This window comes from Polaribacter sp. YIW18 (assembly GCF_057219325.1).
Map to the genome: position 1 here is coordinate 123,510 of NZ_JBXVVE010000006.1, position 23,852 is coordinate 147,361.

At 30.6% G+C, this 23,852-nt stretch carries 22 protein-coding genes; 12 read left to right on the plus strand and 10 right to left on the minus strand.

Annotated elements, in window-relative coordinates; genetic code table 11:
• Positions 1–36: 36 nt before the first annotated feature.
• The 3 genes from AC2D6T_RS08120 to rpe are packed head-to-tail and all read right to left on the minus strand — an operon-like array spanning position 37 to position 3,340.
• Positions 37–1,317 carry an FAD-dependent oxidoreductase gene (locus tag AC2D6T_RS08120; RefSeq protein ID WP_484681140.1) on the minus strand — a complete coding sequence of 427 codons (1,281 nt, stop codon included), beginning with the start codon at positions 1,315–1,317 and terminating at the stop codon, positions 37–39.
• On the minus strand, positions 1,298–2,683 hold the full coding sequence (locus AC2D6T_RS08125) for an exonuclease domain-containing protein (protein ID WP_484681141.1): 1,386 nt from the start codon (positions 2,681–2,683) through the stop codon (positions 1,298–1,300). The genes AC2D6T_RS08120 and AC2D6T_RS08125 overlap by 20 nt, the downstream gene beginning before the upstream one ends.
• Positions 2,684–3,340 carry a ribulose-phosphate 3-epimerase gene (gene rpe / locus AC2D6T_RS08130; RefSeq protein ID WP_484681142.1) on the minus strand — a complete coding sequence of 219 codons (657 nt, stop codon included), beginning with the start codon at positions 3,338–3,340 and terminating at the stop codon, positions 2,684–2,686.
• 212 nt (positions 3,341–3,552) lie between these two features.
• On the opposite strand from rpe, the gene AC2D6T_RS08135 reads away from it, so the two are divergent.
• The 6 genes from AC2D6T_RS08135 to AC2D6T_RS08160 all read left to right on the plus strand — a co-directional run bounded on the left by AC2D6T_RS08135 (position 3,553) and on the right by AC2D6T_RS08160 (position 9,970).
• Positions 3,553–3,897, plus strand: a complete 345-nt coding sequence (locus tag AC2D6T_RS08135) for a phage holin family protein (protein ID WP_298947264.1) — start codon at positions 3,553–3,555, stop codon at positions 3,895–3,897.
• 110 nt (positions 3,898–4,007) lie between these two features.
• On the plus strand, positions 4,008–5,330 hold the full coding sequence (tig, locus tag AC2D6T_RS08140) for a trigger factor (protein WP_484681143.1): 1,323 nt from the start codon (positions 4,008–4,010) through the stop codon (positions 5,328–5,330).
• 154 nt (positions 5,331–5,484) lie between these two features.
• Entirely contained in the window at positions 5,485–6,144 is a 660-nt protein-coding gene (gene clpP, locus AC2D6T_RS08145; RefSeq protein WP_298947268.1) for an ATP-dependent Clp endopeptidase proteolytic subunit ClpP, read from the plus strand.
• 94 nt (positions 6,145–6,238) lie between these two features.
• Positions 6,239–7,477 (plus strand): ATP-dependent Clp protease ATP-binding subunit ClpX, encoded by a 1,239-nt coding sequence (clpX, locus tag AC2D6T_RS08150; protein WP_438989079.1) that lies wholly within the window; start codon positions 6,239–6,241, stop codon positions 7,475–7,477.
• Between the two features lie 250 nt (positions 7,478–7,727).
• Positions 7,728–9,737 (plus strand): DNA primase, encoded by a 2,010-nt coding sequence (gene dnaG, locus AC2D6T_RS08155; RefSeq protein ID WP_484681144.1) that lies wholly within the window; start codon positions 7,728–7,730, stop codon positions 9,735–9,737.
• Between the two features lie 101 nt (positions 9,738–9,838).
• Positions 9,839–9,970: a hypothetical protein gene (locus AC2D6T_RS08160; RefSeq protein ID WP_298947274.1), complete on the plus strand. Its 132-nt coding sequence runs from the start codon at positions 9,839–9,841 to the stop codon at positions 9,968–9,970.
• 53 nt (positions 9,971–10,023) lie between these two features.
• Here the strand turns inward: AC2D6T_RS08160 and nadE are convergent, their stop codons facing one another.
• Positions 10,024–10,812 (minus strand): NAD(+) synthase, encoded by a 789-nt coding sequence (nadE, locus tag AC2D6T_RS08165; RefSeq protein WP_484681145.1) that lies wholly within the window; start codon positions 10,810–10,812, stop codon positions 10,024–10,026.
• A 60-nt stretch (positions 10,813–10,872) separates the two neighbouring features.
• On the opposite strand from nadE, the gene gldB reads away from it, so the two are divergent.
• Both gldB and gldC read left to right on the plus strand, forming a co-directional pair.
• Positions 10,873–11,832, plus strand: a complete 960-nt coding sequence (gldB, locus tag AC2D6T_RS08170; protein ID WP_484681146.1) for a gliding motility lipoprotein GldB — start codon at positions 10,873–10,875, stop codon at positions 11,830–11,832.
• Positions 11,832–12,167 (plus strand): gliding motility protein GldC, encoded by a 336-nt coding sequence (gene gldC / locus AC2D6T_RS08175; RefSeq protein ID WP_484681147.1) that lies wholly within the window; start codon positions 11,832–11,834, stop codon positions 12,165–12,167. Before gldB ends, gldC begins: the two co-directional genes overlap by 1 nt.
• A 281-nt stretch (positions 12,168–12,448) precedes the next feature.
• Here the strand turns inward: gldC and nqrF are convergent, their stop codons facing one another.
• The 6 genes from nqrF to AC2D6T_RS08205 all read right to left on the minus strand — a co-directional run bounded on the left by nqrF (position 12,449) and on the right by AC2D6T_RS08205 (position 18,562).
• Complete coding sequence (gene nqrF, locus AC2D6T_RS08180; RefSeq protein ID WP_298947281.1) at positions 12,449–13,759, minus strand: NADH:ubiquinone reductase (Na(+)-transporting) subunit F; 1,311 nt, start codon at positions 13,757–13,759, stop codon at positions 12,449–12,451.
• Between the two features lies 1 nt (position 13,760).
• Positions 13,761–14,486, minus strand: a complete 726-nt coding sequence (gene nqrE / locus AC2D6T_RS08185; protein ID WP_438989821.1) for an NADH:ubiquinone reductase (Na(+)-transporting) subunit E — start codon at positions 14,484–14,486, stop codon at positions 13,761–13,763.
• An 80-nt stretch (positions 14,487–14,566) separates the two neighbouring features.
• Positions 14,567–15,211 carry an NADH:ubiquinone reductase (Na(+)-transporting) subunit D gene (locus tag AC2D6T_RS08190; protein WP_298947285.1) on the minus strand — a complete coding sequence of 215 codons (645 nt, stop codon included), beginning with the start codon at positions 15,209–15,211 and terminating at the stop codon, positions 14,567–14,569.
• Positions 15,212–15,217: 6 nt separating this feature from the next.
• Entirely contained in the window at positions 15,218–16,006 is a 789-nt protein-coding gene (locus AC2D6T_RS08195) for a Na(+)-translocating NADH-quinone reductase subunit C (RefSeq protein ID WP_438989820.1), read from the minus strand.
• A gap of 2 nt (positions 16,007–16,008) precedes the next feature.
• Complete coding sequence (locus AC2D6T_RS08200) at positions 16,009–17,208, minus strand: NADH:ubiquinone reductase (Na(+)-transporting) subunit B (RefSeq protein ID WP_298947289.1); 1,200 nt, start codon at positions 17,206–17,208, stop codon at positions 16,009–16,011.
• Between the two features lie 4 nt (positions 17,209–17,212).
• Positions 17,213–18,562, minus strand: a complete 1,350-nt coding sequence (locus tag AC2D6T_RS08205; RefSeq protein WP_484681148.1) for a Na(+)-translocating NADH-quinone reductase subunit A — start codon at positions 18,560–18,562, stop codon at positions 17,213–17,215.
• A gap of 204 nt (positions 18,563–18,766) precedes the next feature.
• Here AC2D6T_RS08205 and AC2D6T_RS08210 point away from each other — a divergent pair, with 204 nt between their 5' ends.
• The 4 genes from AC2D6T_RS08210 (at position 18,767) to pruA (ending at position 23,833) form a co-directional block, all read left to right on the plus strand.
• A complete protein-coding gene (locus AC2D6T_RS08210; protein ID WP_484681149.1) occupies positions 18,767–19,984 on the plus strand; it encodes a type IX secretion system plug protein in 1,218 nt (405 codons plus the stop codon).
• A 49-nt stretch (positions 19,985–20,033) separates the two neighbouring features.
• Positions 20,034–20,420 carry a Co2+/Mg2+ efflux protein ApaG gene (gene apaG, locus AC2D6T_RS08215; protein ID WP_484681150.1) on the plus strand — a complete coding sequence of 129 codons (387 nt, stop codon included), beginning with the start codon at positions 20,034–20,036 and terminating at the stop codon, positions 20,418–20,420.
• A gap of 137 nt (positions 20,421–20,557) precedes the next feature.
• Positions 20,558–21,553 carry a DUF3667 domain-containing protein gene (locus AC2D6T_RS08220; protein ID WP_484681179.1) on the plus strand — a complete coding sequence of 332 codons (996 nt, stop codon included), beginning with the start codon at positions 20,558–20,560 and terminating at the stop codon, positions 21,551–21,553.
• A gap of 654 nt (positions 21,554–22,207) precedes the next feature.
• Positions 22,208–23,833 carry an L-glutamate gamma-semialdehyde dehydrogenase gene (pruA, locus tag AC2D6T_RS08225; protein WP_484681151.1) on the plus strand — a complete coding sequence of 542 codons (1,626 nt, stop codon included), beginning with the start codon at positions 22,208–22,210 and terminating at the stop codon, positions 23,831–23,833.
• The last annotated feature ends 19 nt before the right edge of the window (positions 23,834–23,852 follow it).

Here is a 23,852-nt window from a genome sequence, read left to right on the forward strand (position 1 = left end):
TTTAAAAGGGGCTTTTTTTATAAAGAGCCTATTTTTTTATTGATACTCAGATGTTAACTCATCTACAATTAAACCATCTTCTAAGGCTTGTACAACCCCTAATGCAGCTCTTTCACCAGAAATCATAGCTGCGTTTAAAGACCCATTTAACAATTGATCTCCTGCCAAAAATATGGTAGATTTTAACTTGGTTTCAGAACTCGAAATTTCGTATTGCAAATTGCTTAATTGGGGTAAGGCTTTTTTAATATGATACTGTTTTAAAAGGCTTTTAACCTCTATTCCACAAAGAATTTTTAAATCTTCTGTAACCTTTAATATCAAGTCTAATTCAGATAATTTATGTTCTTTTACTACAGTTACAGAAAGTAATTCTACAGTGCCTTTAGATTTTGTAGCAACACTTGTATGATAAAAAATATTATTAATCAAAGCATCACCATCTGCAATTAAACCAATTAAAGGTTTATGTATTACTTTGTTTCTAGTTTCAAAATAGAACGTATGGCAACTTTTCCAGTTGGTTTCCTGATTGTTTAAATTTGATATGAATGCACTGGCTTCTGTTGCAATTATACTTATATGGGTTTGAATTTCGTGTGCATCGTCTAAAATAATTTTAGAATCTAAAACTTCTTTTACATTTGTATTAAAAATAAAAGTGGTGTTTTGTAGCTTGTCTTTTAGTTGATTAGAGATTGCTTGTATACCACCTTTTGGCAATACAGCTTTTCCTTCGCCAAACATTTTATACACAAATTCAAACATTCTACTAGAGGTGTTTAATTTTTCTTCTAAGAAAATTCCACTAAAAAAAGGTTTGAAAAAGTTAGAGATAATATCTTTAGAAAAACCAAAATCTTGTAAATATTTAAGTGTTGTTTTTTCTTCTTCATTAAAAATGCTAGCTATCTTTTTCTTTTTTAATAGCCTATTTAATTGAAAAATTTTTCGCTTATCAGAAAAGTTTCCTATAGATGATACTATTGTAGGAAATAACAAAGAAAAATTACGCAAAGGATCTCCAATAGTTTGCGTTTTACCATTTTTAAAAATTGTGGCTCCTGGTAATAATTCTTGTAAATCTAACGCTTTATAATCTAAATATTTTTGTGCTGCGGGGTAAGAAGATAACAACACCTGAAAACCATGATCTAAAATATAATCGTCTACAATATCTGATTTTACACGTCCACCAACTGTAGCACTAGCTTCTATGATTGTTGGATGATAACCATGATTTTCTAAAACTTGTGCTGCAATTAAACCACTAACTCCTGCACCAATAATGTGTATCTTATATGCCGATTTTTCCATTTTCTAAGTCTTTTAAACCTTCTTTTTTTTGTAAATAAGAAGTTAATATTTTTTGCACATCTTTGTTATCTCTTTTGGGTTGTATGTAAAATTGATAATCTTCTGGGTTTTGTAGTTGCGCATCTAGTTCCTTATCAATATATCCAAAACCTTGGTAAACTCCTTCTAAAATTAAAGCAAAACCAATTTCGTTTGCAAACCTCCCCGTTTCTTTTATCACAATATTTTCTAATGCTACGCTAACAGATTGTATTGCCTTTAAAACCCTTTTGTTATATTCTGAAACAGGTTCTTTGTTACAACAAATACCTTTACATTCTTTAATTTGATGATGAAAACATTGCTTTACATTGGTTTGTAAATGACAATATTTTGGGCATAAAGTAAATTCTTTACAAATTTTTTCTAGAAAAACTCTACAAGCAGTCAAAGAGTAAAATGTAGTTAACGAATTTGAAACTAATTTAATTTTATTAAATGCTAAATGGATAATTCCCTTTTGATCTTCATAAGAAAATATACCAAAAGCGGCATTATTATTTTTTTGAGAGCGATTGTATTTTGGGTATTTGTTTTTTATTTCTGAAGATTCTAATAACAACGCCAATAATTCGCTACCAGTTTCTGAATAAGAAATATGTGCAATTTCCATACACATTGCTTGTTCTTTTTTCTTTTTGTCATAAAAATGGCTAATAACTCTTTGTTTAATATTGTTGGCCTTACCAACATAAATAATTTCTTTAGCTGTATTTTTAAAATAATAAACTCCAAAAGTTTCGGGTAAATTATCTACTGTTTTTTTATCTAAAAGTGGCGGTAAAGTAGCTTGTCTAGAACGTGGATTTAAAAAAGAATTGATGATAAAATGCTGGTCTCTTTTAATCAATCTTCTAAATAATTCTACAGTAGCTTCTGCATCGCCTTTTGCTCTGTGTCTGCCATTAATTGGAATGTTTTCTCCAGAACAAATATTACCCAAGCTATAAGAAGGTAAGCCAGGAATAATTTTTCTTGTTAACCGCACTGTACATAGTTTTTTACGTTTCCAATCGAAGCCTAAACTTTTAAACTCGTCTCTTATGATATTGTAATCGAAATTAACATTGTGGGCAACAAAAATTAAATCTTGCGTAATTTCTTCTAACTTTTGTGCAATTTCATAAAATTTGGGTGCGTTTCTAACCATAGCATTAGTAATGCCTGTTAGGTTTGTAATAAAAGCTGGAATGTTTTGCTCTGGGTTTACCAGAGTTGTCAACTCATTTACTATTTTTTCGCCATTAAAAACCAGCACAGAAATTTCTGTAATTTTTTGACCTTTAGGGCCATTTCCTGTAGTTTCTATGTCGACAACCGCATACAATTATGCTATAATATTTTTTAAATCGGCAATAGTTTCTTTTGGGTTTTCTGCTTTAAAAACATAACTACCAGCCACCAAAACATTGGCACCAGCTTCTATTAATTGGTTTGCATTTTTATTGGTAACACCGCCATCAATTTCTATTTGGCAATTAGAGGCTGTAAACTCTATTAAATGTCTTAACTGACTAACTTTTTTGTAAGTATTTTCAATAAAAGATTGTCCTCCAAACCCAGGATTTACACTCATAATACACACCAAATCTAAGTCTGAAATAATATCTTCTAAAACAGCTATCGGTGTGTGGGGGTTTAAAGCAACACCCGCTTTCATACCCGCTGCTTTTATGGCTTGTACTGTTCTGTGTAAATGTGTGCAAGCTTCATAGTGTACTGTTAGAATATTGGCACCTAAATCTGCAAATGTTTGTATGTATTGATCTGGATTTACAATCATTAAATGCACGTCTATTGTTTTTTTAGCATGTTTGGTTATGGCTTTTAAAACAGGCATACCAAAAGAAATGTTTGGTACAAAAACGCCATCCATAATATCTATATGAAACCAATCTGCTTCACTATTATTAACCATTTCTATGTCGCGTTGTAAGTTGGCAAAGTCTGCTGCTAAAACTGAAGGTGCAAGTATATTACTCATTATTTTATTTTGTTTTTACAAAGATAGTAAGAAAGCTCTACTTTTATAACAAACAACATGTTTAAAAGTGATTTAAATTGTAGTAAAAAAGTTTCAGTAATTAACTTTTTTAAAAAATTAAGAATCCTTTACAGGAAAAAACCTGCCAAAAAAGCAGTTTTTTTTATTTGGTACGTTTTTAGCTAATTAATTATCAAATAAATACCTGTAAAATGAAAACATTTTTAAAAATATTATTAACGGCTGTAGCAGTAATTGTTTTGGCTAATATTTTACCTGGGGTAGCTATATCTGGTTACATATCTGCAATAATTGTAGCCTTTGTAATTGCTTTGTTAAATATGTTTGTAAGACCACTGTTAATCTTTTTTACACTACCTGCAACCCTAGTAACCTTTGGGTTATTTATATTTGTAATAAATGCAGTAATTATATTATTGGCAGATAAATTAGTAGATGGCTTTGCTGTTTCAGGCTTTTGGGCAGCATTATTTTTTAGTATTTTATTGTCATTTTTTAGATCTGCATTATTTTCTTTACTAAAAGATGATAAATAACAACTCGATTAATAAAATAATCACTGAAATAGAACCACTTAAACATTTGTGCAATCAATTAAAAAGCGTAATTTTGCACTCGATTTTTTAAAGAATAAGAGCATAAAGAAATGAATATTACTAAAGAAAACATAGATGCGTTAAACGCAGTGGTAAAAGTTGATATTGTTGCAGAAGACTATCAAGAAAAAGTAGTAAAAGTATTAACAGATTATCGTAAAAAAGCAGACATACCTGGTTTTAGAAAAGGCCATGTACCTATGGGTATGGTTAAAAAACAGTATGGTAAATCTGTATTGGTAGATGAAGTAAATAAACTTTTACAAGATTCTTTAAATAAATTTATAACAGAAGAAAAATTAGACATTTTAGGAAATCCTTTACCAAGAGTAAAAGAAGATTTTAACTGGGATGCAGACAACTTTTCTTTTGAGTTCGAATTAGGTTTAGTGCCAGAATTTGATGTAGATTTAAAACCAAAAAAGAAAGTAACTGCTTACAATATTATAGCTACAGAAGATCTTTTAGACGAAGAAGTTAAAAATATACAAACACGTTATGGCAAAATGAGTTCTATAGAAGCAGCTACAGAACATGCAAACGTAACAGGTACATTTGTTAACGAAGAAAAAGAAATCAATAAAAAATCTACCTTTTTAGTAAACGACCTAAAAGGAAAGAAAAACGAGAAAAAAGTTATTGGTGCTAAAGTAGGTGATGTAATTGAGTTAGAAACTAAGAAATTATTTGAAGACGAAAATAAATTACAACACATTTTAGGCATTGCAGAAGAAGACGTTAAAGATTTAGCTATTAAAGTTACGTTTACGGTAGAAGAAATTACCAAAACAGAACCAGCAGATTTAGATCAAGAATTGTTTGATAAATTATTTCCTGATGGAAGCGTAAAAACGGCAACTGAATTAAGAGATAAAATTAAAGAAGACGCAGAAAAACAATTCACACAACAAGGAGATCAATATTTATTAAATGCCATCACAGAGCATTTAGTAGAAAATACAAAATTTGATTTACCAGCAGAATTTTTACAAAAATGGTTAGCAACTGCAGGAGAAAAAGAATTAACTGCAGAAGAAGCAAAAGAAGAGTTCGATAAATCTGAAAAAGGATTACGTTATCAATTAATTGAAGGAAAAATCATGAAAGATAACGACATTAAAATAGACTATGCAGAGTTAGTAGACTATGCAAAAGGATTTATTAGAACACAAATGGCACAGTTTGGTAACATGAATCCAGAAGAAAAAGAATTAGATGATATTGCTGGTAGAATATTGCAAAACCAAGAAGAAGCTCAAAAATTACAATCTCAATTAATCAGTCAAAAATTACTGGCTTTTTATAAAGAAAACATGAGCTTTAAAACCAAAGAACTTTCTTACGAAGACTTTATTAAAGAAGTATACAAATAATTATCTTTATTTGATATGCTGAATTTGCTTTAGAAGCAAAGTAAAATAGAAAACCTGAATTGTAAAATTCAGGTTTTTTTAGCCATAAAAACTAAGAAATAAATAAGAAAAATGTTCTTATCTTTACAAAACAAAAACTAAAAGAATCAAGATAATGGATTACGGAAAAGAATTCGAAAAATACGCAACAAAACACCATGGTATCAGTAGTACAAGCTACACAAAAATTACAAGTAGCTTAACACCATATATTATGGAAGAGCGCCAAATGAATATTACACAAATGGATGTTTTTTCTCGTTTAATGATGGATAGAATTATCTTTTTAGGAACAGGAATTAACGACCAAGTTGCAAATATTATACAAGCACAATTATTATTTTTAGAAAGTGTAGATGCTAATAAAGACATTTCTATCTACATCAACTCTCCAGGTGGAGGCGTATATGCCGGTTTAGGTATTTACGACACCATGCAATTTATAAAACCAGATGTAGCTACTATCTGTACAGGTATGGCTGCATCTATGGGTGCCGTTTTAATGTGTGCAGGAGAAAAAGGAAAGCGTTCTGCTTTACCACACTCTAGAATTATGATTCACCAACCATTAGGAGGCGCACAAGGACAAGCATCAGACATCGAAATTACAGCGAGAGAAATCTTAAAATTAAAAGACGAATTGTACGCTATCATAGCAAATCATTCAGGCCAAACCGTAGAAAAAGTACATAACGATTCTGACAGAGACTACTGGATGAAAGCAGAAGAAGCAAAAGCTTACGGAATGATTGATGAAGTATTAGCCAGAAAATAAAAAGCTATAAACTAAAAGCCATATGCAATTTGCTTAAATAATTATAAAAAGCATTTTGCGTAAAGTATATAGCCTATTGCCTAAAGCCAATTAAATGTCAAAAGAAGAAAACTTAGAATGTTCGTTTTGCGGACGCAAAAAAGCAGAAACAGATTTGCTTATTGCTGGAGTAGATGCCCATATATGCGATAAATGTATAGAGCAAGCTCATGGTATTGTAGAAGAAGAAATTTCTGAGGCAAAATCAAGTAGTTTATCAAAAGATTTAACACTAAAAAAGCCCAAAGAAATTAAAGACTTTTTAGATAAATACATCATTGGTCAAAACGAAACCAAAAGAACCATGTCTGTAGCTGTATACAATCACTATAAAAGATTGTTACAAACCAAAGACAATGAAGACGAGGTAGAAATAGAAAAATCGAATGTTGTTTTAGTAGGAGAAACAGGAACAGGTAAAACATTAGTAGCAAAAACCATTGCAAAAATGTTAAACGTACCATTTTCTATTGTAGATGCAACAGTATTAACACAAGCAGGTTATGTTGGCGAAGATGTAGAAAGCATTTTAAGCAGGTTGTTACAAACTGCAGATTACGATGTAGAAAAAGCCCAAAGAGGTATCGTATTTATAGACGAAATAGATAAAATTGCCAGAAAAGGAGACAATCCATCTATCACAAGAGACGTTTCAGGAGAAGGTGTGCAGCAAGCCTTACTAAAATTATTAGAAGGTACAGTTGTAAATGTAGCACCAAAAGGAGGTAGAAAACATCCTGAACAAAAATTTATAGAAGTAGACACCAAAGAAATCCTATTTATTGCAGGTGGCGCTTTTTCTGGAATCGAAAGAATTATTAGCAAACGTTTAAACATGCAAGCTGTTGGTTTTGGAGCCTCTTTAGATGAAGAAAAAGTAGACGAAGAAAATTTATTGCAATACATCATACCATCAGACCTAAAAGCATTTGGTTTAATACCAGAAATTATTGGGCGCTTACCAGTGTTAAGTCATATGAATCCTTTAGATGCCAAAACACTAAGAGCAATTTTAACAGAGCCCAAAAACGCTATAATTAAACAATATGAAAAACTGTTTATCATAGACGATGTTGCGTTTACTATATCAGATGACGCTTTAAATTATATCGTAGAGAAAGCAGTAGAGTACAAGTTAGGTGCAAGAGGTTTACGCTCTTTGTGCGAAGCTATTTTTACAGACGCCATGTTCGATTTACCAAGTTCTGACGAAAAAGAATTAAGCGTAACCAAAGAATATGCAGCAGCAAAATTAACCAACACAACTTTAAAAAAGCTTAAGGCAGCTTCATAATTTTTTTTTGGCGTTCCCTTTCAGGTCAGGCTTTCGCACTCGCTTTTTTTGTAGAAAAAACAAAAAAGAGCTCAAACAATTGCTCAATCCTTAACGCGTATTGCTAACTTAAAAAAGGAAGTTTGTTAAAACAACAATTAGAAAAAAAAACCTTACAGATTTTTTAAACCTGTAAGGTTTTTTTAACCAACCAAACAAATAGAAAAACAAAGTCCTTATATTTGTTTCACATTAAAAATTAAAACTTTAAATGATATCCAGAAGTACCATAGACCGTGTTTTCGAATCTGCAAGAGTAGAAGAGGTTATCGGTGAATTTGTACAACTAAAAAAAGCGGGTAGTAATTTTAAAGGTTTAAGTCCTTTTGTAGACGAAAAATCACCTTCATTTATGGTCTCTCCAGTAAAACAAATCTGGAAAGATTTCTCTACAGGAAAAGGAGGTAATGCCATTTCATTTTTAATGGAACATGAGCATTACACCTACCCAGAAGCCATAAAATGGTTGGCAAAAAAGTATAATATAGAAATAGAAGAAACTGAGCAAACATCAGAAGAAAAAGCTCAAATGAACGAAAGAGAAAGTATGTTTTTGGTATCTAAATTTGCCAAAGATTACTTTTATGTAACCATGCTTAACACCCATAAAGGTAAAGCAATTGGCCTTTCTTACTTTAAAGAAAGAGGTTTTAGAGACGATACTATAAAAACTTTTGAACTGGGTTATTGTTTAGATGAATGGAGTGGTTTTACAGACGCAGCCATAGCAAAAGGTTACGATATTAAATACCTAGCCTCCACAGGTTTAACTATTGTAAAAGAAAACAAACAATTCGATCGTTTTAAGGGTAGAGTTATGTTCCCTATACATTCTATGTCTGGTCGTATTTTAGGTTTTGGAGGTCGTATTTTAACTGCTGATAAAAAAGCAGCTAAATATCTAAACTCACCAGAAAGTGATATTTACCATAAAAGCAAAATTTTATATGGTATTTATCAGGCAAAAAAAGAAATAGCCAAACAAGACAATTGTTATCTGGTAGAAGGCTATACAGATGTAATTTCTTTTCATCAATCTGGTATAGAAAACGTAGTAGCTTCTTCTGGTACAGCCTTAACATCAGACCAAATACGTTTGGTAAACAGGTTAACAAAAAATATTACAGTTTTATTTGATGGAGATGCAGCTGGTATTAGAGCTTCCATACGTGGAATCGATTTAATACTAGAACAAGGCATGAATGTAAAAGTGGTGCAATTTCCAGATGGAGAAGATCCAGATAGTTTTGCCAAAGCACATTCAACAGAACAACTAAAAGCGCACTTAGATAATAATTCTCAAGATTTTATCAATTTTAAAGTATCTCTTTTATTACAAGATTCTAAAAATGATCCTATAAAAAAAGCAAGTGTAATAAGAGAAATTGTAACAAGTATTTCTAAAATACCAGATGGAATAAAAAGAGAAATTTATGTACAAGAATGTGCTAGAATTATGGATATTTCTGAGCGTGTTTTATTTAGCGAGTTGGCACAAATACTTAAAAAAGAGATTCAAGAAAAAAGTAAAAGTGCTAAAAAACAAAATTTTAAAACAAAGCAGCAAGACCCTAATGAGCCACCCCCAGAATATTTTTTAGAACAAGAACAAGCACAAATGGGCTTGGTAAAAGGTGGTTTTGCTTCTCAAAAAATAGATCAGTTAGCTATTTTAGAAAAAGAAATTATAAGAATATTATTATTATTTGGTAATGAAGTTACAGAGTTTTCTGAAGAAATAGAAAATGAGGACGAAGATGGTAAAATAACCACCACTATTAGAAAATATAATAACAATGTTTCTGCAGAAATTTATGTGCATTTACAGGATGATGAAATAGAATTTACAAATTCTGTATTTCAAGAAATATATACAGAAATTATTCATCAATTAAATCAATTTGAAAAATTAGAAATAGATGCTTTGGTTAACCATAAAAATGTAGAAATTTCTGAAACAGTTACTTCTATTTTAATGGATGAAGAAAAACATCAATTAAGTAATTGGGAAAGTAAAAACATAGAGGTGAAGTCTGAAAAAGAAGTGTTGCCAAAATTAGTTAGTGATGCTGTTTTTAATTTAAGAAGAGTTTTAATTGGTAAAAAAATAGAAGAATTACTAAAAGAATCTACAGAAAAACAAATCATAGATTTAGAAACTATAAAAGGCTATACAGGTTTAAAGATTAGACTTTTTGAGAAATTAAATAGAGTTGTATAACTATGATATTATTGTTTATTAAATTCTAAAAATAGGTATTTTCTGATAGTTTTATATAAAATAGAAATATTTGTATATTACAGAAAGAAAAAAAATAACCTATGAAAAGAATTTTATTACTACTAAAAATTATTCAATTATTTATTTTATTACCTTTTGAAATTTCTAAAGGCTCTAAAAAAAGAACCCACATGAGGATTAAAAAAATGATGATGGCAGCAAACTTACTGTAGAACCATTTTAAAAAATTAAAAAAAAAGCCATCAAATATTTGATAGCTTTTTTTTTATTTTAAAGCTTGTGGAATTTCGCAAACAGGAATAGGTACCATTTTATGTTGGTTAATGCGATTCAATCTTTCGTAAATGGTATATACCTCTTGTTCTCGTCCTTTAAAATTAGCAGCAGTTTTTCCAGTATCTTGCATTTTCATAGCCCATTCTAATTCGTCATATGAAGCACCAATTTGGTCTTCATCTGTTCTACTATCGCCAAATAAGCCATCTGTAGGTTGTGCTTTTTGTATAGAGGTTGGCACCTTTAAATAGGCTGCTAATTCATAAACTTCAGATTTTAATAAATCTGCGATAGGACTAACATCTACACCACCATCACCATACTTGGTATAAAAACCTACACCAAAATCTTCTACTTTATTTCCAGTACCTGCAACTATATAATTGTTTAATCCTGCTAAATAGTATAAAGTGGTCATTCTTAACCTTGCTCTTGTATTAGCTAAAGATAAGTCTACTTTAGCAGAAGCAGTTACTTGAGGTACAGCGTTTTTAAAATCTTCAAATGTAGAAGTTAAATCTACTCTAGTTTTAGTAACATTTTTAAAGTGTTCTTTTAATTGTTTTATGTGCTCTTCTGCTCTGCTAACTTGACTTTCTGCTTGGTGTATAGGCATTTCTACACACAACGTTGGCAATCCCGTTTTTGCACATAAAGTAGAGGTTAAAGCAGAATCTATTCCACCAGAAACACCCACAACAAAACCCTTTACTTTTGCATTTTCTGCATATGTTTTTAACCAATTTATAATATGACTTGCTACTTTTTCTGTATTCATGTAATAAACTAATTTAGTATTTTTATCGTTTTAATTTTAAAACAACAATATACAAAGTTTATGAGATTTTTTCTAATTGGTTTGATGGTTTTATTTGTGTTTTCTGCATGTACTGAGACTAAAAAAGATAAAATTGATGTTTCTAAGGTGAATATAGATTTTAACATAGAAAGATTTGAGGAAGATTTTTATATGGCTACAGAAAGTCAGCTTCCTGATTTAAAGGAAAAATATCCTTACTTTTTTCCACCTCAAATAACAGATAGTGTTTCTTTAGCTAAAATATATAATAAAGATGAACAAGAGTTATTTGCAGAAACTCAGAAATTATATAAGGATTTTACGGAGTATAAATTGCAGTTAACGAATCTGTTTAAACATATAAAATACTATAACCCAAAGTTTAGAGCTCCAAAAGTAGTAACAATGCTTACCAATATAGATTATGCAAGTAGGGTAATTTATGCAGATAGTTTGTTAATTGTTTCTTTAGATGTTTATTTGGGAAAAAATCATCCTTTCTATAAAGATTATCCCAAGTATATAAAAGAAAACAATTCAAAAGAACATTTAATTATAGATGTTGCTACAGAGATTGTAAAAAAACAAATACCACCATCTAACAATAGAAGTTTTGTAAATAAAATGATTTTTGAAGGAAAAAAAATGTATTTGTTAGACGCTTATTTACCCTTAGTATCAGACAAAGAAAAAATTGGTTTTGCAGAAGATAAATTGGCTTGGGCAAAAGCAAATGAAGAGCAAATTTGGAGTTATTTTGTAGAAAAGAATTTGCTTTTTAGCACAGATACAAAATTAAATAGTCGTTTTTTAGACGTAGCACCTTTTTCTAAGTTTTATATGGAGCAAGATAATTTATCTCCTGGTAGAATTGGTGTTTGGGTAGGATGGCAAATTGTTCGTTCTTATATGCAGCATAATGATGTATCTTTGCAAGAATTAATAAATACAAACGAGTTAGATTTATATAAAAAATCTAAATATAAACCTAAAAGATAATGTCAGTAAAACATCATTCAGAAATTAAATTTAAAGTTGGTTTAGACGAAAATAAAGTACCAGAAGAAATTACTTGGTCTGCAAAAGACGGAGGTATAGATAATGAAGCCTCTAAAGCAATAATGTTATCTGTTTGGGATCATAAAAAGAAAGATACTTTACGTATGGATTTATGGACAAAAGATATGCCTGTAGATGAAATGAAGCAATTTTATCATCAAACCTTAGTGTCTATGGCAGATACTTTTGAACGTGCTACAGATGATCAGAAAATGAGCGCGACAATGAAAGATTTTTGTGATTACTTTGCAGAAAAATTAGAGTTAAAAAAGTAAAATATTAATTAACATAAGTTAGATTATGTTCCCAATGTGATGGATTATTCTAAGTTGTTTGAATATGAAAATAACCACGCAAAATATCATTTAGAAACATATTTAATGTTTTAAAAGAGAACTCTTTTTTAAGTATAGTTTTTTCTACTTGGTAAAGTCTAAAATATAAAAATCATTGATAAACACGCTATAGATGTATCATCTATCGAAAGAATTAAAAAATAAAAAACCGATTCATTTCTGAATCGGTTTATTTAAAAATTTATGAAATTTTTATTGGTTTATCCACCAAAGTCATCAAAACGTATATTCTCATCTGCAATACCAAAATCTTCGCCCATTTTCTGAACAGCCTTATTCATTAATGGTGGACCACAGAAATACAATTCGATGTCTTCTGGTGCTTCATGATGATTTAAATAATTTTCGATTACACAATTATGAATAAAACCAACAAAACCATCACCTTCTTCATCGTTGATATCTTTTTTAACTTTCCAGTTATCTGACTCTAAAGGTTCAGATAATGCCAAGTAGAATTTAAAATTAGGGAAATCTTTTTCTAAGGCTCTAAAGTGTTCTATGTAAAATAACTCTGCTTTAGAACGACCACCGTACCAATATGTTACTTTTCTACCTGTTTTTAGAGTTCTAAATAATTGGTATAAATGAGAACGCATTGGTGCCATACCTGCTCCACCTCCAACATACAACATTTCTGCTTCAGATTCATTAATAAAGAATTCTCCATAAGGACCAGAAATTACACATTTATCTCCTTTTTTCAAATTGAAAATATACGAAGAAGCAACACCTGGGTTTACATCCATCCAACCACCTTTGGCTCTGTCAAAAGGAGGAGTTGCAATACGTACATTTAACATAATCTCTCTACCTTCTGCTGGGTAAGAAGCCATTGAATAGGCTCTTTCAACAGTTTCGGTATTTTTCATTACAAGGGGTCTTAAATTAAATTTATCCCATTCTGCTTCAAATTTATCTGCAGTGTCATGCTCTTCTGGATGAGCAGTAATGTCCATATCAGAAAACTTTACTTCACAAGGAGGAATTTCTATTTGAATATATCCACCAGCTTTGTAACCCATATCTTCTGGTATTTCTACCACAAATTCTTTAATAAAAGAGGCTACGTTGTAATTTCTTACAACAACTGCATCCCATTTCTTAATACCAAAAACTTCTTCTGGTATAGAAATGTTCATGTCTTGTTTTACTTTTACCTGGCAAGCTAAACGAGCTCCATCCTTTAACTCTTTTCTAGAAAAGTGTGGTACTTCTGTTGGTAAAGCTTCTCCTCCACCTTCTGTAACATGGCATTCACATTGTATGCAAGTACCTCCACCACCACAAGCAGATGGTAAAAAGATTTTGTTACTACCTAAAGTAGATAATAAAGAGTCTCCAGAAGCTACTTCTATTTCTCTTTCTCCATTAATCATAATCTTTACGGGACCAGATGGAGATAATTTTTGTTTTACGACTAATAATAGAGTTATTAATAATAAAGCTATTATTAAAAATGCGACCACTGTTGCTATAACAGTTCCTGTTGTGCCTGCTGCTAATATCATATTATTGTATGGTTTTCGTATTTTTTGCTATTTCCTCTTTTTGTGCTTCTTCTACGTCTACATTTTTAAGAGTTGTTTCTATTTTTGTAGCTGGTTTTTCTTCTTCATCTCCCCCAGTTAACATGCCTCCAAAACTTAAAAAACCAATTCCCATTAAACCTGTTATTATAAACGTAATTCCTAAACCTCTTAATGCAGGTGGTACACTTGAATATCTAATTTTTTCGCGAATAGCTGCAATTGCTAAAATTGCTAAAAACCATCCTATTCCTGATGAGATACCATAGTTAAAAGCTAAACCTAAAGAAGGTATTTCACGAGATTGCATAAATAAACTTCCTCCTAAAATTGCACAGTTTACAGCGATTAATGGTAAGAAAATTCCTAATGAATTGTATAATGATGGAGAGAATTTCTCAACAATTATTTCTACCAATTGTACCATGGTTGCAATGGTTGCAATAAACATGATAAATGATAAGAAACCTAAGTCATAATCTGCATATTCTGGCCCTAACCAAACTAAAGCACCTGGTTGTAATAAATATTGATCTAACAGCCAGTTTAAAGGTACTGTAATTGCCAAAACAAATATTACTGCAGCTCCTAAACCTACTGCTGTAGATACTTTTTTTGATACTGCTAGGTATGAACACATTCCTAGGAATACTGCAAATACCATGTTATCTATAAAGATAGATTTGAAAAATAATTCTATATGTTCCATATTTTTTAGTGTTTAGTGTTTAGCTTTTGGTTTTGGTAGATACAAGAATCAACAAAAAACCGGTAACTAATAACTAATTTTTAATCTTCAATTAATGCTTTGTTTCTACTACGTTGTACCCAGATAATTAGACCTACAATAATTAGTGCCATTGGTGGCATTAACATGAATCCGTTATTTTCATAACCTGTAGCGTACAAACCTGTTTTTTCAATTGGGTCTCCTAAAACTGGAATACCAAATAAAGTACCAGAACCTAATAATTCTCTAAAGAAACCAACAATTAATAAAATTACTGCATATCCTAATGCGTTTCCGATTCCATCTAAAAAAGATTTCCAAGGACCATTACCTAATGCAAAAGCCTCAAAACGGCCCATTATGATACAGTTTGTAATAATTAGACCAATAAAAACAGATAATGTTTTACTGAGTTCATAAGCAAATGCTTTAAGTACTTGATCTACTATAATTACTAAAGAGGCAACTACAATAAGTTGAACAATAATTCTAATTTTAGAGGGTATAATGTTTCTCATTAAAGAAATTACCACATTACCAACACCAAGAACAAATAATACAGCAATCCCCATTACTAAAGAGGCTTTTAATTCTGCTGTTATTGCTAATGCAGAACAAATACCTAATACTTGTATCGTAATTGGGTTATTATCTGCTAATGGATCTGTAATTAACTTTGCGTCTTTTTTTGAAAGTAGTCCCATTGTGTTTTATTTTTTTAAGTTTTTGAAGTATGGTAAATACAACTTTAAATCTTTTTTTATCATTGCAGAAACACCATCACCTGTAATTGTAGCACCTGCTAATGCATCTACTTCATAATCGTCTTTATCTTCGTTTTTAGGATCATTATTACCTTTAGCAACCGTAATTCCTTTAAACACACCTGCTTCTGTTAATAATTTTTCTCCATAAAAATCATCCATAAAATAACGTTGTTTAATGTTTGCTCCAAGGCCTGGTGTTTCACCAGCATGATCAAAAAATACTCCTTTAATAATCATATCTGTATCTAAAGCTACATAACCCCAAATTGCATCCCAAAGACCATTTCCTCTAATTGGCGCAACATAAACAGTGTTACTTTCTTGTTGACCTTTAAATAAAGGTAAAAAACGAGATTTACCATTTTTTGCTCTGGTTTGCTGCTTTTTAATATCAATTAAATAAGGTTCTTTATTGTTGTTTGCTGCCATAAATTCATCACGGTTCATTTCTTTTAAAATTTTACCGTCTTTGACTTCTAAAACAATTTGTTCAGAAATTTTTGTTGAAAATGCTTCTGCAACTTTTTCTGTTGATATAAATGTAATACTTCCTTCTTCATTTTCATTTACACCCATAGCATACAAAATATTTTGTTGCTTTTCCATTCTTTCATTTTCCTTAATATTAGGTTTTAATGAAGAAGCTGTAAATGCTAATAATGACCCTACAACAATTACCATTACAATGGCAAATATTATTGTATAACTATTGCTATCTGTTTTGTTACTCATAATTAAGCAGTTTTAGCTTTTAAACGTTTCATTCTTCTCTTAACATTGCCTTGTACTACATAGTGGTCTATGGTTGGTGCAAAAACATTCATTAATAATATTGCTAAGAATACTCCTTCTGGATATGCTGGATTAAAGACACGAATCATTATTGATAAGAAACCGATAAGGAAACCATAAATCCATTTTCCTTTGTTAGTTTGCGATGCAGTTACAGGATCTGTAGCCATGTATACAGCACCAAATGCCAAACCACCAATCATTAAGTGTTCCCAAAATGGTGTGTTCATTAATCCGTAAAACTTACTAGATTCTGTAATAATATCTGCTGCTACAACTTGGTTAAATATTAAACCCATAACAGCTGCACCCATAAAAGTTGATACAATAATTCTCCAACTTCCTATTTTTGTAAATATTAAAAAAGCGGCTCCTAAAAGAATTAGCAATGTTGATGTTTCCCCTACAGAACCTGGTATAAAGCCCATAAATTTATCCCAATTAGAATAAATTACTTCTTGTCCTTGTGCGTAGCTACCTAAAATGGTTTCACCAGAAATTGCATCAGCAGTTCCAGCTCTTTCTACTGCATCATATACCCAAACTTTGTCTCCAGACATCCACGTTGGGTATGCAAAGAATAAAAATGCTCTAATAGTTAATGCTGGGTTTAAGATATTCATACCTGTACCACCAAAAACCTCTTTACCAATTACTACACCAAATACAACTGCTACTGATAGCATCCAAAGTGGTGTATCTACAGGTACAATTAAGGGTACTAACATACCTGTTACAAGGTATCCTTCTTCTACTTCGTGCCCTTTTATAACTGCAAAAATAAATTCTACAATCAATCCAACTCCGTAAGAAACAATTACAAGTGGCAATACTTTAATTATCCCAATCCAAAGGTTATCAAACGTAAAAAAGTTTGCTAGAACATTTGTTCTAAGTGATGGATCTATAGCTGCATAATGTTGGTAACCAGCATTAAACATACCAAAAATTAATATAGGAATTAAAGCCGTAATTACTGTATTCATCGTACGCTTTAAATCGTCTGCTGCTTTGATATGAGTTCCTCCATGAGTAACTTCATTTGGTAAGTATAAAAAAGTATGGATTGCGTTAAACGCAGGTGCCATTTTTGTACCTTTATACTTTTCTTTTAAATTGTGTAAGTTTTGTTTTAAGCCCATAATCTTATCCTAATTCTTCTCTCATTAAATCTAAACCTTCACGAATTATTTTTTGGTGAGGTTGTTTAGATACACAAATAAATTCTGTTAATGCAAAGTCTTCTGGGGCTACTTCGTAACCACCTAAAGCTTCCATTTCGTCTAAATCTTTATACATAAATGCTTTTAATAATTGCATTGGATATATGTCTAAAGGAAATACCTGTTCATAAGAACCTGTAACCACAAATGCTCTATGTTCTCCATTTGTGTTCGTATTTAAATCATACTTTTTATTAGGCGTTAACCAAGAAAAAGTTAATGCTCTAGAGGTAGATACTTTATCAAAAACAGGTTTATTCCATCCGAAAAATTCGTAATCATCTCCTTCTGGAATTGCTGTTATTTGATTGTCATAATACCCTAAAAATTCGTCTTCTTTAACTTCTTTTCCTGTTAAAACGTTTCCACTAATAATTCTAGTGTTATCGTTATTTAGGTTATTTTTTGTAATATCTGCAATACTTGCCCCAGCAATTGCAGTTACATATTTTGGATTTTTAAATTGAGAACCTGTTAAAGCAACTGTTCTTGCTAAATTTAACTTACCTGTTAAAAACAATTCACCTATAACCACTAAATCTTGTGGTGTAACAATCCAAACCACTTCCCCTTTATTTATAGGATCTATTTTAGCTATTTGTGTACCCACATTACCTGATGGATGTGGTCCAGAAACTTTATGTAATTCTACACCATTTAAACTTGCCAATGGCGAGTTTGATTTAGCACCAACAGAAACATGTACTTTACCTTCTGTTAATTTTGATATTGCTGAAATTGCTGCTTGCAATTCTGCTTCTTTACCAGCCAAAGTATAGTCTAAATCTGCTGCTAATGGTGCACTTGCGTAGGCAGATACAAATATAGCTTTTGGTGCCTGATTTGGATTGGCAACAATGTCGTAAGGACGTTGCTTTATAAATGGCCAGCAACCAGCTTCAAATAAATAATTTTTAACTTCATCCGCAGACATTTCGCTTGCGTTTTTAGTACCAAAATCTTTATAAGATTGTGTTGCATCTGCAGCTATTTTTACTGCTAACACTTTTCTTCTTGCTCCACGAATAACCTCTGTAACTTTACCAGAAACAGGACTTGGAAATAAAATACGATCATCACTTTTTAAATGAAAAAGTGCCTCTCCTGCTTTTACTTCTGTACCTTCTTTGGCTGTTAATTTGGGTATTATTCCGTGAAAATCTTCTGGCTTAACTGCATAAACACTACTTTGATTGCTAATCGTAGTTGTTTTTTCTGCAATGCCAACAAGCTTAATATCTAAGCCTTTTTTAATACGAATGTCTTTTGACATAGTAAATTGGAATATTTAGTTATCTAAAAAAATCATGCAAATTTAAAGATTTTGGAAATGAAGAGTCATATAATTGGATGTTAATATTGCTAAAATAATCTTATTTATAATAATTCTAAATAAATAATTTATAGAAAAGCTTATCGTAATTAATTTTTGGCTTAAAAATTGATTTTTATGGTAAATGATTGATACTTTTGTGATATGTATAAAAAGAGAATACTTTATTTTTTTTTAATTTTTGTTAGTTTTTTACAAGCTCAAAATATTAAAACTATTCAACTACGATCTTTACAGGAAAATAATTTTTCTGCAATCGTTCCTTTAGGTACTGCTTTAGTCTTATCTTTTGATGATTTGGATGCTGATAGTAAAGAGTATCAATACAAAATAGAGCACATGACACATGATTGGCAAAAAAGTAGATTGCTTTCTAGCCAATACATAAATGGTTTTGACCAAAATTACATTAATAATGTAACCAATTCTTTTAATACGTTTCAAAGTTACAGTCATTATGAGGTTAAAATACCCAATGTAAATACGGTTATTACTAAAAGTGGTAATTATTTATTATCTGTTATAAATGCTTCTAATGAAGTAGTTTTTACAAGACGTTTTGTACTTTATGAAGATTTAACAACCATTGGAGTTTCTGTAGTTAGAAGCAGAAATACCAAAACAGTAAACACGCAGCAAACCATTCAGTTTTCTGTAAATCACCCAAACATTCAAATTAACAATCCTGGTTTAGAAATAAACGTGGCTATCATAAAAAATAATAACTGGAACGAAACCATTTCCAATCTACAGCCTACTTTTTTTAAACCAAATCAGCTTTTATATACTTATACCAACAAAACAAATTTTTGGGGTGATAATGAATATTTAAATTTTGATAGTAAAATTATTAGAAACAAAAGTTTAAACATTGTAAAAATTACAAAAGATGATGTTTTTAATCATTATTTATATCCACATGTGTATAATGAGTTTTTAGAATATACCTACAACCCAGATATCAATGGGCAATTTGTGATACGAACTTTAGAAGGTAATAATAATGATACAGAAGCAGATTATGCCTTAATGCATTTTACTTTACAAGTAGACGAAATGTTTACAGAAAAAGAAGTGTATGTGTATGGTGCTTTTAATGATTTTTCAATTTCTGATACAAACAGAATGTATTTTAACCCGAATACAAATACATACAATGCTTCTATTCTTTTAAAACAGGGATTTTACAACTATACTTATGCAACAATTGGTGCAGATGGTTTGGTGAATACACATCAAATTAACGGTTCTTTCTTTGAAACAGAAAACCAATACACTGTAATTGCCTACTACAAACCTTTTGGTAGTTTATATGACAGAGTTATAGGTGTAGGCAGTGGTTTTTTTAATCAAAATAGATAGCCCCTATTTTATTTGCAAAAACAAATCAAAAAAGGTACATTTACTCTGTATGATTCAGCAAATTACAAAAGGCATTAAAATTTCTGTTGAAACTAATTATAAAGGTACCAGTTTTAAAAGCAAAAAAGGATATCATATTTTTAGTTATAAAATTACCATAGAAAATAATAGCCAACACACCGTTAAACTTACAGATCGTTTTTGGAAAATTTACGATTCTTTAAATCTCACAGAAATTGTAAATGGAGAAGGTGTTGTTGGGCAAACCCCTACCTTAAAACCAAATGATAAATACACTTATAATTCTGGATGCTTTTTAGCATCTAATACAGGCGCTATGAGAGGTTTTTACACCATGATTAATTTAGATAATTATCAACAATTTAAAGTTTATATACCAACGTTTCAACTAACAACACCTGACTTATTAAACTAACAAAATCTAAAAATAAGGTTGCTAAAATTAAAGATCCATCGTGTTTAAATTGTGGTCATCCATTTTTTGGACAAGAAAAATTTTGCCCAGAATGTGGGCAGGCAAACAAAGGAAACAGCATTACATTTAAAAGTTTTATAAACGAAGTTTTTAATGGCCTATTTAATTTTGATGCCAAATTTTGGAACACTATTATACCTTTACTAATGAAACCCGGTATAGTTTCTAAAAACTATATTGATGGTAAAAGAAGCAGGTACTCTAACCCATTTCGTTTTTACTTAACGGTTTCAATTATTTTCTTTTTAATTTTAGGTATTTCTATGACAAAAGATAAATATGAAGTTTTAGCAGAAGATAGTGCAGACAAAATTGTGAACGAAATAAACAAAGAAAAAGCAAAAAAAGAGTTTAACGAAAAAGAGATCGACTCTGTAAAAAACAATGTAGCTAAAGTGCTAGAAAAATCTTTTATTCCTCTTCCTAAAAAAACAAAAGAAAAAGTTTTAGAAGAAGTAGAAAAGGAAATTAAGAAAGATAAAGACACAACTAAAAAAGAAAACAATAACTTTAACATTACTATTAATGAGGAAAACAATAGACTAAATAGTTTTTTAAAATACCAAAAGGAAAATCCCAAAAAAGCAATAAATGTAGCTTTAGACTCTTTAGGTTTCAAAAAAAACTTTACAAATCGATTTTTGTATACCAGAGCAAAAGCTGTAAATTCTTTGGCAACTAAAGATAGTAGAGAAGAGTTTTTAAGCCAAATAGTTTCATACAGTTCTGTTGCACTATTTATTTTATTACCCTTTTTTACCTTATTTTTAAAACTTTTTTATATCCGAAGAAAATACACTTATGTAGATCATTTGATTTTTGTATTCCATATACAAACTGTATTTTTTATGTTGTTTTCAATTTATTTTATCTTAGAAATATTAGACATAACTCCAGAAACATGGATTTTCTTAGCACTGTTTTTAATGTACCTAATTATTGCAATGAAAAAATTTTACCAACAAGGTTATTTAAAAACAATTATAAAATTCTGTCTACTAAATTTCAGCTATTCCTTATTAGCAATTATCGGCTTTAGTTTACTATCTATTATATCTCTAATGTTGTTTTAAAATCTTTTTTTTTAGAGAGCCAACGTACAAAACTACCTTTTCTTAAACGCTTGAGTTTTTTGATGTACAAATTTGATGAAGATCCTATTTTATAGTGCTTGAGTTAGTTTTTTTAAGTGCTTTTTTTCTCCATCCCAGAGCAATTCAAAGGTTGCTATATATATATGCCAATCAACCAAAATTATGGCAAATAGCTCAATATCATTAAAATTATGAATAAAAGCTACTACATTATAGTAGATAAAATATTTTTTAAAATTACACCTCTACTCATATGGTAATTTGCTTTTCGCTTATAAATTTTAAAACCACCATTTAACAAACAAATCAACCATTTTTTTTCGCTAATACCAATCCATGCAACACCAGCCAATTTATCTTTTGGATAGGTTAATTTTAAGCTTCTTCCATATAACTACTTGGTGATAAGGTTTTTCTTAATACGTTTCATCTCTATCGGAGGTTAGTATAAAAATTTTTTAGCTAAAGGTAGATAGGTAATTACATTTTAAATTATGATTAATTTTAATTTTTAGAGATATTTTTGGTTTTAATGCAATAAAACATGATAAACATCTATTAAAATTATTGAAACAAAAATTGTAACTTTACATTCTAAAAATAAAACGAATAAATTTAAAAACTTATAATATTATGGCAAGAGGATTTTTTAATGTACCAATTGCGGTAAACGAACCCGTAAAAAGTTATGCACCTAACTCTCCTGAGAGGAAAGAGTTACTAGATACCTATAGAAGCATGTACAAGGATAATATTGATATCCCAATGCATATAAATGGTGAAGAAGTAAGAACAGGAAATACTAGAAATATTACACCACCTCATGACCATAAACATATTGTTGGACAATATCATACAGCAGAAAAAAAACATGTAGATGAAGCTATTAGTTCGGCACTAGCAGCAAGACAAGCTTGGTCTAGTGTTAGTTGGATGGAACGTGCTTCTATCTTTTTAAAAGCTGCAGAATTATTAGCAGGACCTTACAGAGCAAAAATAAATGCAGCAACTATGATTGCACAATCTAAAAATGTACATCAGGCAGAAATTGATGCCGCTTGCGAAATGATTGATTTCTTTAAATTTAATGTACAATACATGACAGATATTTTTAAAGATCAACCAGAATCTGCACCAGGAATTTGGAACAGAGTTGAGTACAGACCTTTAGAAGGTTTTGTGTATGCAATCTCTCCTTTTAACTTTACATCAATTGCTGCAAACTTACCAGCAGCTGCTGCTTTAATGGGTAACGTTGTGGTTTGGAAACCATCTGATCATCAAGCTTATTCTGCACAAGTAATTGTAGATTTATTTAAAGAAGCTGGCCTGCCAGATGGAGTTATTAATGTGGTTTACGGAGATCCTGTTATGATTTCTGGTACAGTTTTGGCTTCTCCAGATTTTTCTGGATTACACTTTACAGGTTCTACCACTGTATTTAAAAACTTATGGAAACAAATTGGCAACAACATCCATACTTACAAAACATACCCAAGAATTGTTGGAGAAACTGGTGGTAAAGATTTTATTTGGGCACACAATTCTGCAAACCCTTTACAAGTAGCTACAGCAATTACTAGAGGTGCTTTTGAATATCAAGGTCAAAAATGTTCTGCAGCTTCTCGCGCTTACATACCAACTTCTATGTGGAAAGAAGTTAAAGAGCATTTAACAAAACAAGTAAACGAATTAAAAATGGGTTCTCCAGAAGACCCTTCTAACTTTGTAAACGCTGTTATACACGAAGGTTCTTTTAACAAAATATCTAAATATATAGACGCCGCAAAAGAAGACAGTGATGCAGAGATTATTTTAGGTGGTAACCACGATAAATCTGTAGGTTATTTTATAGAACCCACTGTTATTTTGGCAAAATCGCCAACATACGCAACCATGACAACTGAGTTATTTGGCCCTGTAATTACTATTTATTTATATGAAGATAATGAATGGGAACATTCTTTAGAATTGGTAGATACATCAACAGAGTATGCATTAACGGGTGCAATTTTTTCTACGGATAGGTATATTGTAGAAAAAGCTTCTAAAGCTTTAGAAAATGCTGCAGGTAACTTTTATATAAATGATAAACCAACTGGAGCAGTTGTTGGACAACAACCTTTTGGTGGTGCTAGAGCTTCTGGTACAAATGACAAAGCAGGTTCTGCACAAAACTTATTACGCTGGACCTCTGTAAGATTAATTAAAGAAACATTTGTAACTCCAAAAGATTATAAATACCCTTTCTTAGGATAGAAATAAAAAAGTATTCATA